The organism is Lysinibacillus sp. NPDC096418, assembly GCF_044762775.1.
In the GTDB taxonomy this organism is placed as follows: Bacteria; Bacillota; Bacilli; order Bacillales_A; family Planococcaceae; genus Lysinibacillus.
In genome coordinates, this window is the sequence record NZ_JBIWEY010000001.1 from 100,368 (window position 1) to 113,816 (window position 13,449).

Annotated in this window: 12 protein-coding genes; 5 read left to right on the forward strand and 7 right to left on the reverse strand. The window is 34.1% G+C overall.

Annotated elements, in window-relative coordinates:
- Window positions 1-111 precede the first annotated feature (111 nt).
- Entirely contained in the window at window positions 112-1,371 is a 1,260-nt protein-coding gene (locus ACIQZG_RS00490; RefSeq protein ID WP_402753196.1) for an MFS transporter, read from the forward strand.
- A 284-nt stretch (window positions 1,372-1,655) separates the two neighbouring features.
- On the opposite strand, the gene ACIQZG_RS00495 is transcribed toward ACIQZG_RS00490, so the two are convergent.
- From ACIQZG_RS00495 to ACIQZG_RS00525, 7 genes are all read right to left on the reverse strand, one after another.
- Window positions 1,656-2,387 carry a formate/nitrite transporter family protein gene (locus ACIQZG_RS00495; protein ID WP_402753197.1) on the reverse strand — a complete coding sequence of 244 codons (732 nt, stop codon included), beginning with the start codon at window positions 2,385-2,387 and terminating at the stop codon, window positions 1,656-1,658.
- 1,529 nt (window positions 2,388-3,916) lie between these two features.
- Window positions 3,917-4,150, reverse strand: a complete 234-nt coding sequence (locus tag ACIQZG_RS00500; protein ID WP_402753198.1) for a GNAT family N-acetyltransferase — start codon at window positions 4,148-4,150, stop codon at window positions 3,917-3,919.
- A gap of 259 nt (window positions 4,151-4,409) precedes the next feature.
- A complete protein-coding gene (locus tag ACIQZG_RS00505) occupies window positions 4,410-5,489 on the reverse strand; it encodes a saccharopine dehydrogenase NADP-binding domain-containing protein (protein WP_402753199.1) in 1,080 nt (359 codons plus the stop codon).
- A gap of 144 nt (window positions 5,490-5,633) precedes the next feature.
- A complete protein-coding gene (locus tag ACIQZG_RS00510) occupies window positions 5,634-6,248 on the reverse strand; it encodes a hypothetical protein (protein ID WP_402753200.1) in 615 nt (204 codons plus the stop codon).
- A gap of 5 nt (window positions 6,249-6,253) precedes the next feature.
- Window positions 6,254-6,460 (reverse strand): hypothetical protein, encoded by a 207-nt coding sequence (locus tag ACIQZG_RS00515; protein WP_402753201.1) that lies wholly within the window; start codon window positions 6,458-6,460, stop codon window positions 6,254-6,256.
- Window positions 6,461-6,700: 240 nt separating this feature from the next.
- Entirely contained in the window at window positions 6,701-8,119 is a 1,419-nt protein-coding gene (locus ACIQZG_RS00520) for a DUF4179 domain-containing protein (protein ID WP_402753202.1), read from the reverse strand.
- A complete protein-coding gene (locus ACIQZG_RS00525) occupies window positions 8,109-8,645 on the reverse strand; it encodes a sigma-70 family RNA polymerase sigma factor (RefSeq protein WP_402753203.1) in 537 nt (178 codons plus the stop codon). Before ACIQZG_RS00525 ends, ACIQZG_RS00520 begins: the two co-directional genes overlap by 11 nt.
- A 595-nt stretch (window positions 8,646-9,240) precedes the next feature.
- On the opposite strand from ACIQZG_RS00525, the gene ACIQZG_RS00530 reads away from it, so the two are divergent.
- From ACIQZG_RS00530 to ACIQZG_RS00545, 4 genes are all read left to right on the forward strand, one after another.
- On the forward strand, window positions 9,241-9,405 hold the full coding sequence (locus ACIQZG_RS00530; RefSeq protein WP_402753204.1) for a hypothetical protein: 165 nt from the start codon (window positions 9,241-9,243) through the stop codon (window positions 9,403-9,405).
- Between the two features lie 163 nt (window positions 9,406-9,568).
- On the forward strand, window positions 9,569-11,026 hold the full coding sequence (locus ACIQZG_RS00535; RefSeq protein WP_402753205.1) for a spore germination protein: 1,458 nt from the start codon (window positions 9,569-9,571) through the stop codon (window positions 11,024-11,026).
- Window positions 11,027-11,056: 30 nt separating this feature from the next.
- Window positions 11,057-12,136, forward strand: coding sequence for a GerAB/ArcD/ProY family transporter (locus ACIQZG_RS00540; RefSeq protein WP_402753206.1), 1,080 nt, complete (start codon window positions 11,057-11,059; stop codon window positions 12,134-12,136).
- Window positions 12,133-13,245 carry a Ger(x)C family spore germination protein gene (locus ACIQZG_RS00545; RefSeq protein ID WP_402753207.1) on the forward strand — a complete coding sequence of 371 codons (1,113 nt, stop codon included), beginning with the start codon at window positions 12,133-12,135 and terminating at the stop codon, window positions 13,243-13,245. Before ACIQZG_RS00540 ends, ACIQZG_RS00545 begins: the two co-directional genes overlap by 4 nt.
- Window positions 13,246-13,449 lie beyond the last annotated feature (204 nt).

The following is a 13,449-nucleotide window of genomic DNA, read 5'->3' on the forward strand; positions in this document are numbered from 1 at the left end:
CATAACTATCATTATATATGTATATACATATATTTTGAAGAAATAGCAAATACCTCTTTTTATAACATACCATACATGTATATACATAAATTGTTTCACGGGGGTGTAAGTATGAAGCGTGTTCACTATAGTTGGTTTATCTTGGTTATAACATTTTTCTCCATCATTGTTGCCGGAATCACGATGTCATCATCCGGTGTTTTCATAGATTCCTTTGAAAGTGAATTCGGTTGGGACCGATCTTTTATTGCACTCGCTTTTGCAATAAGTCTTTTTTTATACGGTATTTCCGGGCCATTTATGGCAGCACTACTCGAGGTAATAGGGCTAAAGAAAATGATGTTGATAGCTATGGCAACACTACTTACAGGGATTACTCTGACTCTTATCATGACTCAAACATGGCAGTTTATCATCATATGGGGCATTATAATCGGACTCGGTTCCAGTCTATTTTTAACAGTCTTAAGTCCTTATGTGGCTAATAATTGGTTTGAGAAAAGAAGAGGGCTTGCAGTAGGAATACTAACGGCAAGTACAGCGACAGGCCAGCTAGTTCTACTCCCTGTACTAGCAATAATTATCGAAAACTATTCATGGCGATGGGCGATCGGCTTAATCATACTCCTAAGTGCCCTCATGTTTATAATTATATTTTTATTTATGAAAAATAAACCTATGGATGTTGGACTGCTTCCGTATGGACTTGAAAAAGAAGTCGAAGAAAAAAATACCGGCCCACGAAAAAACCCTATACTTATTGCTTTTAATGGCTTATTTGAAGCAGTTAAAGTAAAAGAATTCTGGTTATTGGCTGGTAGTTTCTTTATTTGCGGGCTTTCTACTAGTGGGTTGATTGGTACGCATTTTGTATCTTACTGCATTAGTTTTGGAATACCTTTAGTAACGGCTGCTTCTCTTCTATCCTTTATGGGGGTTTTTAATCTAGTAGGTACAACACTGTCAGGTTGGTTGTCCGATCGTTTCGATAATCGATGGTTATTATTTTGGTACTATATGTTACGAGGAACTTCTCTTGTATTACTCCCATATGCCTTAATGAATGGCTCTTACACATTACTCATCATCTTTACAATCTTTTTCGGTTTAGACTGGATTGCAACAGTACCACCAACAATTAGTATTGTAAGACAAATTTTTGGCACACAGAAAAGTGGAATTATATACGGATGGATTTTTGCATCTCATCAGGGCGGAGCTGCCGTAGCTGCTTTTGGAGGAGGGCTCATCTATAAATATTTCGATACTTATACATGGGCATTTTTCTTGGCAGGCGTTTTCTGTGTTTTAGCAAGCTTATTTGTATTAATCGTCAAAAAACAAACAAAAAGTCGAACGCAACAAGTTTAAATGTTGTGTTCGACTTTTATTAAAAATATAGATATTAGAGTATGACTCCCGAAAAATAATCTCTCCATACTTCCTTGCCAAGCTGATGGTTACTTGAAAAAGAAGTACTAATAGCTGTTCGTTCATCAGCGCAAATACTATGTGACTCGTCGTCACACGAAACCTTTGTAAGATTTCAACACCTTCTATGTAAAAGGGCAGATTCCAAAAAGTCCAGTATTTTTTATTTTCACAGTTAGCTTATTGTTTAAGTACTCTTTTTCGGGATATACCCATTCTTCATTCTACTTTTCTCTCACATTCATCCAGTATATAAACCCAATGATAGCACCACCGATAATATTACCAATCGTCACAGGCACTAAGTTTGCTACTGCGCCACTCAACGATACAAGTTCGCCATGTGGAATCATTAATGCTAGGCTAAATAATGTCATATTCGCAATGCTATGTTCAAATCCAGATGTAATGAAAGGGAAAATACAGCAGAAGATCATCGCTATTTTCGCCGTTTCACTTTTCAATTTATAACCGCACCATACGGCCAAACATACAAGTAGATTACATAAAATACCTCGACAAAGGAGCTCCACGAATCCAGCATTCATCTTCACCGTTGCAAGCTTTTCAATAAATGCAGCTGTATCCCCAACTGCAAGACCCGCGTAAAAAAATAACCCCGCTCCAAACAGAGCACCGAAAAAGTTTCCAATATAACCAGTCATCCATATACTTAGCATTTCTAAAGGAGACGTCTTTTTCGACAGCGTACTAACAGTCAGCACTAAATTATCACCTGTAAACAAATATGCCCCAGCCAAAATCACCATACTTAATGCTACTGCAAATGAGACACCCTGCACAATTTTCATGCTAGGTACACCCGATGGAGCTAGCAGACCACCTATTGTCACAATGAGCATAATACCAAAACCAATTAACAGCCCACCTAACATGGTTTGTAAAAGATAATTACCAGGTCTTCGCTTCATCATCTGTACTTTTGTTTCACCCATATTATTTATTGCAAGTATTACGTCTTTCATTAAGACTAAACATTCCTTTCTTCCCTACAAACTACTTTTCTAACATCCTCAAAATAAGATATTATGAAATTTTCATCTCTTTAATTTTTCCGTTTTTGCACGTTCTGCTTCGAAATCCTTCTTTAGGGGCTTTCAACCAAAATCGGTTGTGTAAGACACTCATAGAATCACTTCTACGCATCGTGCAGGTTTCTTGCTCTTCTTCATTTTTGGAAGTAATGAGGAATAACGTTTTATTAACTAATTTGGGCTTAAAACAAAAGTCAGCTCGAATTCATCTTGCTGTGCAATAGGTATAACGATTGTCGTAAATTAACATACAAGTAATTTCTCTTCCAAGAACACTTGTAATTATTTTGTCCAAAGCATTTTTTCATCACCATAGAACCCTCGTCAATTTTCTGAATTTTAAAAATAAACAAAGTGACTAATGATGTCTTTTCTTTCTTAAAATTCATTCAGTGTATGTTTTGCTCCTGTATCCGTTCCAGCAATTCACATTATTCGTGTCACGTTCGTTTGACGTAGTTGCATCCATCCTAAATGATAAACAGCGTTCCGTATCCCAGCTCACTAATATTTATCATTCCCGCAATCGCTAGTTTTTGATCGCGCGCATGACCATACTATTTTAAGCTTCGTCCTGCCCACTACGCTAAAAATTCTGCAAGCTTGCCATATGAACGTACATATTGAACACCTTTTAACGTTTGTTCACGCACCTTTATCCCTTAATGCGTTGCCTTTACCTTCAACAAGCGAAACAAATCACATCAAATTTCCTTACCTAGTGCTTTCCTATTTAGCTTAATCCACCCTCCTATATCCATCCCTCCCCAAGTCTTGTTTTTCACTAAATACAAAGAGATAAAGGAAAGAAGGATAATACAATAGATCTTCACCAGTTGATTACTAAATAACGAAACATGAAACGATTATTCTCACCACTGCATTGATAAGTCCCTAGTTTCTCGAGAAAGACCCTTTTTGTCATAGGGGCTTTACGAATCGACAGTTTTGCTTTCTAACACAGACTACTTATATATAAATTTAGTAAACTAGTCCATTACCATTGACAAGACCATTTTTATCAAACCACATTCGATACTTTTAATTATCTATTATTACTACACCGACAAATTCGGAATTCCATTCGCCCCATCTGCCTATGCTAATAATAGATTCAATTTTAGAAATTTGAGGATTTTCTTTAGCCAGCTTATTATGTGCTTTTTCTAACTCTATAAAATTACTAAATATATATAGCTAACAGCCCTAATTAGGCAAGTGCAAATATTACTAGGCTAATTTTCTTTTTCATAAAGTTTCAACCTCATCTTTTTTAAATCGACTACTTATAGGACTATTTCAACTACACATACTATGAAATCCTTTTTCAGTAGTAAAATAGCATCGTTCTTGGCGCTACTGGATCACGTTTTACAAATCCAAGTTTTTGATAAAAATAGCTGTTTCCCTTTCGCACAAGAAAATTGAATCTATTTTATTTCCTGACGTTTGCATTGCGCCAGGAAGGCTTCTATCACTTTTGTAGCAATACCTTGTCGTTGATATTTCGTGTAAACCATAACGTCACAAATAAACGTTTGATAGTTTCTATCTGAAGTAATACGTTCATAGCCAATTAATGCTATTCCATCATATATTGATATACTAAACCAACCATTGGAAATCGCTTGATATAATTGATTATACGTATGTAGCTCGTTCACATTTCAAGGAATAGATTTGTGTATAGCTTGATACTCATTAAATGAAGGGTTTTTGTCGTTTAATTTGTAATCAATACACCAAAATTCTCAATATTAGCCCGAACAAGTATACTACTAATTATGTATTAATTCAATATAAAGTATGATCTTTTAGAAGTTATAACAATAAAGCTTTCTAAAACAAATTGTAAGACTGTATCATTGAAACACTTAATACCAACCATCACACTAAATCTTTGTGATTCTTCAACATCTTCTACTATGAAAGTTTTTTCAAATTTATTTTTATACAGTTTATTTCCGTAAGTAGTTCATCAATATTAGTGATTTCAAAAGGACAAACTACACCTTCTATCTTTTTTTGTACCGCCACTTTAGCTAAAGCGGCTGTTACCATTGCTGTTGTATGGTAATCCGAAAAGGTAGAAAGCGCTAAAGTTCTGATTGTTTCTTTATTATCGATAATTCCTTTTACTTCAACAGTTAAATAGGCATTTTCATCTTTTTCAGGTTTATGCTTAACTATCTTCGAAAGGAATTTTTTGTTCCCCAGATTAAGTATAATATCAATAATCCCCAGACTTTTAAGCAAGGAAATTTGTTTATTGAAAAAAGGCTGATTCCATGCTGTCCAGTAATTTATTGTTTTCACATTAAGCTTTTGATTTAGGTAACCTTTTTCTGCATGATTTATTAACCGTACTTCTCTTTCATTGGTTGGCTCATTAAAATACATTTTTCTTTTCATTGTAAAGCCCGATAAATTTCTCGTACCATTCATAACGCGCTGAGAAATAATATTTAACATGTCCAATATACCTGAGATACCAGCTTTAGCATTTGTATTTTGGAGCAAGCCAATATTTACTTCATCCACTTGTTGAAAACCTATTATGGCTTTATGAACCATCAATCCAGAGACCCCTGGAAAAAAGCCAGACATTACAATAGATCCTACCTCATTTAGTTCAGCCTCTTGCTGTAATAATTTTATTTTTCCAACGAAATCCGTAAAGGGCGTTACATCGATACATAGAATACGGTTATCTATACAAGTCTTTTGAATATAAGGGTTATCTTGCTTTAACACAACAATTACAATATCGACATTTTTAATAACCTTAGTTACATTCTCTTCATTTTTCGCATCCAAATATTCGAATTTAACATCTTTATTATACGAGTTTGCTAGCGTCTTACCTCGATCTTCCTTATAATCAGTCACAATTAAGTTTATTTGCGTATCAAATATTCTAAGTAACTCCGTGCATACTAATTTACCAAGAACACCAGAAGCACCTACAACCATTACCCTCTTCGTAAAACAGCCATTCCCCATCCTACTTATCCCCCACATTCATCCAATATGCAAAAAATAATAACGCACCCTATGGCATTACCAACCGTTAAAGGTACTAACATACTTCCCCATTCCTAGAATAACTTATTTTTATGATCCTCAAAATAAAACATTATAGAATTTTTATCCATTCAATTTTTTCATTATTTTCGCACGCTCTGCTTCAAAATCCATCTCAGGAGGTTGTTCAGCCAAATTTGGTTGAGTATGACGCTCTTGGAACCACTCTGGTATCACTTCTACCCGTCTGACAGGCTTCTTACGCTTTCGCATTTTTAATAATAATGAGGTATAACGCTCTTTTAACTTATGTGGATTTAACACAATAGTACGCGATTGCTCTTGCATAAATACTTGTAATTGTTGTGCCCAAAGCATCTTATTCATCACCTTAAAATGTGGGTCATTTTTTTGAATTTCCATAATAAATAAGTTTGCTAATGACATACTTTGCATAAGCAACTGTGGTAATGTACCATCTTCTATATCATAATTGTACTGATGTTCTTTTCTTTCTTGAAATTCATTCAGTGCTTGTTTTGCTCCTGCATTCGTTTCAGTAACATTCATTGTTCGTATCGATATCGTGTCACGTTCGGTTAACATACTTGCCCCCATTCCTTGATATACATCATAATTGATGACGGTAAACAACGTTCCATATTCCGTCTCGTTAATGTCTATCATTCCAGCAACCACTAATTTTTTCACCGCACGCATGACCGTACTTTTCGACATTGTCTTCAAGCCTCGTCTTCCCTATATGCCAAGTCTTCCGCAAGCTTGCTATACGAACGTACATATTGGCCACGTTTTAACGTTTGTCCTCGCACCTTCAACTCTTGATGTGTCGCCTTAAGCATCAGTAATGTAAACAACCGAAACACCGTCACATCACACCAAATTTCATTGTCTAGCACTTTCCTATGTAACTTAATCCAACCTCCCATATCTATTCCTCCCCAAATCTTATTTTTCACTATATACAAAGAAATAAAGGAAAGAGGGACATAGTTTTGAAAAAAATTTTATTCTCGTAAAAGGGGGTGTCCAATAGTCCCTTTTACAAGAATAACTTAATTTCTTTATGGTAAAAATTTAGCTAAGTCTAAAATATGAGGATTTTCTTTCACCAACCGTTCGTGTAAAATAACTCATCCTGTTTAAGCAGCCATTAGTAAGAAGCTTATTTATTTAGATAATTCGACAGTAAACGGTGCTAACTCTTTTATTTCAATAAAACTAGTAAAATTAAATTGTAAAACGGTATTTTCCAATGCGAAATTTTCTATTTGTTCTTCCCCATCTAAACGAAATACAGATTGATAATGATACGTTTTTTTATCTAATAACCTCACTTCATTTTTGCTTATACTATGATTTTCCGGTGGCATGGGATTTTCAGGATCTATTTCACCCATAAAATCGTTATCAATTAGATTGAAGGCACACGATAAATTATGTAATACTAAATCCGCACGATGATTGTTCAAATTATTCGGAAATCCTTCGAAATTATAATCCACAATTATTTTATTGCCTTCTGCCGTGACGCTATTTACTTTGATCGCTAATGCTGTTCGTTCACTTTCAAGTAAAAATGTTGAAATATTCAGTAGCTGTTGCACTGGTAGCTCAAAAATAGAAATAGTCGGGTAAAATGTAATCGATTGTACATGCTCATTTATTTTACTGATAGTTTTATGCGCAGAAACATGGAAGCCATTTTTTTCTTTTGTTTGTGAAAGTATAGTGTTATTTACATACTGAAATAGTATATTTCCTTTGTCATCCACAGCTTTTTTTATATCAATTTTGTCATCTTCATATTTCGAAACCGTTTCTAAATTTAAAACGGAGGACGCATTAGCAATTTTAATGTCATTAATATTTATTTGGACTCCTTCCTCTTGGTAGTCCCTTGAATGATTAATGGCTAAAGTTTTATGTTCAGCTTGTGTAATTGGTATATCGAAATTCCAATCCCCTTTTATTCCATTTATATAATGTATAGCTATCGGTAATGTGAAATCTTCTTTAATCGTTTCATAGGGATAATTTAACTTCCATTGAAACTCAAAACCTTTTTCAGTTTCTTTAAACTGCGTTGACTTACCATGTAACCAAAGATCATGATCGGCTTTACCATTTTCAAAATTAACATCTATGCTTAACTCACCTTCTTCGTTAATCCCTTTCTCTAACTCTCCACTGACATGTCCTGTAATGGAAACAATCCCACCATCAAAATAGGCATTATTTAGTTTAACGGTCACACCATTCTTGGTTACCGACTGGTCTAATTCTGTGATCAAATTCTGCCTAGCCAGATCTAACCCCATTTTATCGCCGAACTGTTCATAGATTGCGCCAATAATAGGTGTCATCGCTAATACTTGATTCATTTTTGGATTAATAAATCCAGAAGAAAAAATTAGGCCCATAAAAGATGCAGCTATTGCACAACTTACTATAAATTTCTTCCTAGGATAGGAGTTTCGGCGATTCTTCTGCTCCCCTTGCTGTATTCCCATTTCAATCGCACGAAACACATCTTCTTTTGGCACTTCTATTTTATCAATAATATGTCTCAGATTCTTATGATCCATAAGTATACTCCTTTACAAAATTTTGTTTAAGTGCTTCTTTTCCTCGACTCAAGTTAGTTTTAACTGTTCCTTCTGGTATTTCCATCATGTCACTAATCGTTTTAATCGAATAATCGTAGTAATAAAAAAGTATAATAGCAGTTCGATAGTTTTCTTTCAGTTCCCCAATAGTTTCCAAAAGAAAAAATGAATTCTCATCAATCGTGTCATTCTTCGCATTAATTTCAGCTAATATCTCTTCTGTCATTGGCACAATATTTTTCCTTTTTTGTAGACATTGACCCGAACAACGAATGATTATTTTGGTAAACCATGTCATGAAATACTCTGGATTTTTCAATGTGTGAATAGATGTGAAAGCCTGATAAGTGGATTCTTGCACAATATCTAAAGCGTCTTCTCGATTATGTACATACAGGTATGCTGTACGGTAGATTTGTTCATAATGCTGCTTTATTAATTGTTCAAAGGCTGCATTATTGCCTTTAATAGCTTTCTTAACTAACTTGTAATTTTTATCTTTCATCTCGCAACTCCTTTCAAATGATTAGTGGTCATTTTCTTAGAAAAAGTTTCAATTATTTGTTTTTATTTTTCTGATGCTTATATTTCGCCCATTTTTTATATAAAAAAATCACTTCGGTAGAATTTAAACGCTCTTCGATTATATAAATAAAAAACACCCATCATTAGATTTTTATTTTCTAACAATTAGAGTGCATATTAGTCGATTATTTCATAGAATTGATTTTATCTAGATAAGTTTTCTGTAATTCCTAATTCAACGATGTTTTAAAGTATTAGAGTTTTCTTCGTAAAAACACCAATTTTACTTGTATATGATTTCCTCTTGTAGTAGGTTGTGAGTTACTACAAACTCTATTTTTGATTTGCATCATTTCGTGGCTGATGCGGCATAAGGGACTGCACTTCTATTCCTTCATTGGAATGCAACATGGCGCGCATACTGCTTATGATATATATTTTCTTTCGATTGAAAAATAGAGATATTTTTAACGATAATATAATAGATATTTATATAATGGAATTGAAATCCGATTCCAACTATACTTTATTCAACGAAAATCATTACTATAATGCCGTTACAAGGAGGTGTAGCTTTGAAAATCAAGAAATTTTTGTTCGGCATTACTCTCGGATATATTTTCGGTATGTTACTAATGTATTTACTCTTCGATTATTATTCATGGGGGTTTACTTTAGGTTCCCTGACTGGTGTCTGTTTATTTGGCATTTTTATTATGTATTTAAAAAAAGATAAATAATTCATTCTATCTATACCTCTCAAGTAGACACTTACAAAAACTACTTGAGAGCTTTTTTATCATAAATATTTACCCTACAAAATTCGTTAATATCTTTCATACATACTCTTTTTAAAAATGGATAACCTAATTTTATCTATATATAGAAAGGCGTGTGGTACTTTTGAAATATAAGTTGGTACGTACCACCAAAGGTGATCAGCTGTATAAAAAGCCCCCTACTGTTGAGGGCGTTTTAGCTGATGAAACGGTTAAAGCTATAAAAGAGATAACAAAAAATATTGAGGACGTTGTATTCAAAGAAGTCTCTACAAGTGAAGGTTTAGTGACTATTATCAATTCTGCTTCGCTTGTAGAAAAAATGACGCTGCAAGAAATAGTATTAGTTCCACTATGTTCTCATATCCATCAAATTCATCAATTATCAGAAACTGTTGATGTAAAAGACTTTAAGGGTGTTGTAGAAAAACTTGCTGGTGGCCATACGTTGATGTATTTTCATAAAACACATCAACTGCTGTCTATTGACACCTATAGTGCTCCTACACGCGCGATAACAGATTCCGTTACAGAATCAACAGTAATCGGACCACAAGATGCATTTACAGAATCGTTAGAAACCAATATTTCTTTGGTAAGAAGGCGAATACGAAATCCGATGCTAAAAAACGAAGATCACATGTTAGGAACAGACTCTAACTTTAAAATTACCATTATGTATATTGAGAATATTGTATGCAAGGAAAATTTAGATACGTTGAGAGAACGATTAGATAAAGTACACTATCCGATATTTACGGATATCTCACAGTTAATGCAAGCTATTGAAGATAATCCTTTATCTCCTTTTCCACAATATTACATGAGTGTCAGACCTGATAGTATTAGTCAGAATCTCATTGATGGAAGAATCGTTATTTTTATGGACAATAGCCAAGCAGCAATCGTTTGTCCTACATCATTTTTCGAAATGTTCGTTTCAGTTGAAGACTATTACAACCGTTGGACAACAGCGTCTTTACTTCGAATGCTTCGATTTTTTGGCTTTTTCTTAACAATCATGATCACACCTGCTTATATCTCTGCCTTAACATTTCACCCAGAACTTCTCCCTTATGAGCTTTTATTGAATTTACAAGAATCGAGAAGTAAAGTACCTTTCCCACCACTTTTCGAAGTATTGTTTATTGAATTAATCATAGAGATTTTAAGGGAAGCTGGTTCACGGATGCCTACGAAAGTCGGCCAAACGATTGGTATCGTTGGAGGTATTGTAATTGGCACCGCAGCGGTAGAAGCTGGACTAGTCAGTAATATTCTTATTGTGTTAGTGGCTGCTTCTGCATTACTTTCTTTTCTCCCTCCTATTTTCTTAATGGGTAATACGAGTAGATTCGTTCGGTATATCTTTATTTTATCTGCTGGTTTGTTTGGAATGTTTGGTCAAATGTTAGCCTTTGCTTGGTTATTTGCCCATTTACTAAGATTGAATTCTTTAGGAACACCATATATGACTCCTATTATTCCACGAAAGGCTACGGACTTGTTGGACACTATTATTCGTTTTCCAACAGAATATATAAAAAGCCGAAAAGGAATTTCGAGAGCACAGAAAAAGTAAAATGTTTGACGGAAGTTGAGGTAGTTTAAAATGAGTACACACAACAAGAAAATTTTGAATCGCTACCATGTTATTTTTTTGGTACAAAGTGCTATGGTTGGTACCGAAATGCTCACACTACCTCGAGATCTTAGCGCAGTGGGCTATAGTCAAATACTCTTTCCACTTATATTTGGGTTCATTGCAACCTTAACACTTTGGCCAATAATCTGGCTTAACACTAAGTATCCTAATGAAAATTTATTTCGTATTAATGAAATATTACTGGGGAAAGGGTTGGGAAAAGTTATCAATTCTTTGGTAATCCTTCACTTTACTCTGTTAATTGCAGGGGTTATTAATAAATACATGCATCTTATACAAAGTAATGCTCTCCCAGAACAAACCATTTTAATGCCTGTTCTCTTTTTGCTCCTATTACTTATTTATATTGTAAATGGCGGGATAAAATCTATTGCAAGATTTTGTATATTAGCCTTCTTTATAACGATAGGTATTTTTTATTTCACTAATTGGGCCATTGAAAAAGGTGATATACGACATTTTTCCCCTTTATTCAACTTCAGTAGTAGTGAATTTTTTGATGCCTTTAAATCAGGCTACCTATCCATTTTAGGCTATGAATTAATTATGTTTTATTTTCCGTATATTAAAGATCAAAAAAAAGCGTTTAAACATGCAACAATAGGTATTTGGATAAGCATATGTCTTTGTTATATCACCGTCATAGTGAGCGTTATGTATTTCTCAGAATGGCAATTGAAACATATTGAGTATTCTTTATTAAATGTATTTAAAGCTGGAGAGCTTTCTTTTGTAGAAAGGTTCGATATTCTTGGGGTAACATTATGGGTATTTCTAATATTAACTACCGTTGCAGTCGTTTTATGGAGTGCAACCGTAGGAATGGGGTCTCTGTTCACTAAACATAAAAAATTTTATATATATATTCTCGCTATCGTCATTTTCCTCGTTGTGATGATTCCATTCCCACGTGAATATCAAGAAAGAATTTTTAAAGGAAATAGTTATCTTGCCTATATATTAGTCGTTTGGCCAATATTTTTGAGTATCATCTACTTACTCCAAAAAAAGCAGGTGAAACAATGAACAGAAAATTTCTACTAGTCACCACTTTATGTGCGTTTATTTTTATGGCAGGTTGTTCAGAAGAAGGGATTAAAGTCCCCTTAGAGGATATTGCTTTGGTGGGCATTATGGGATTTGACTATATTGATGATAGTAAGGTGAAATTAAGCGTAGCAATCCCACAATATTCTCCTGAAGCAAAGAAGGATACGCTAGTTTTCTCCGTTGCTACCGAATTAGTTTCTAAAGGCGTTGTCGATATAGAGGCACTTTCAGATAAAAAGATTCAATTCAACCAATTACGTGTTGTTCTTATTAACGAGGAATATGCCCGAAAAGGACCGATAAAAGAGACAATCGAGCATTTATACAGAAATCCTGAGTCCGGCGATAAAGTGCTAATTGCAATCGTTAAGGGTAATGCTGAGGAATTGCTAAATGGGGATTATCCGGATAAGCCTAATATAAACTTTTTTTTATATGATTTATTAGAACCCACTATTAATACTGCATTTAATCCAAATACCAACATTCACGATTTTATCTATACCGTAACAAATCCAGTATTTGATCCCATCATTCCAGTAATAGAAAAAAAAGGGGAGAGAATAGAAATAACAGGCGTTGCTTTATTTAAGAATGATAATATGTTTGAAACCATACCGCCGAACGAGGCACATATCATTCAAGACATACAAGGACATAAGAAGCTTGCACCTCTCTCCCTTGAATTACATCAAGGTCATGGCAAAGAAAGTTTAATGCTTGATTTAGTTAGAAGCAAGGTACACATAGAGAGTAATAAAAGTGTAAAATCTCCAAAGCTAACTATAACATTGAGTATTAAAGGCTCCCTTATAGATTATAGAGGTGAAAGGTATAATCATCTAACTTCTTTAGAAAACTTATCGGAGCTAGAAAATGATATTAATAAACAATACGAGCAAAACATTATCCAATTTTTAGATAAACTCAAAGAACAAAAAATTGACCCGATTGGTTTAAGTGAGAATTTCCGAATGTACTACGAGGGGAAATGGACAAAAAAAATGACAGAAGAGACGATGAGTAAGCTAAAAATAGATATCAAAGTCAATACGTCTATTATTAGTACAGGTAATTTAAATTAACTTGACATTATTTACATTACGAAAATCAAACATGTATAGGAGAATGCCTAAGATTAACAACTTGGCTACCTATTCATCCTTTATACCAAGTTACTTCGTATCATCCATCTTCAATACTCCAATGAAGGTGAATAAAAACATCAAGACCACCCATCACGGAGTGGTCTTGTTATTGTTTTTTTGAATATTTCTTCATTAAGATGT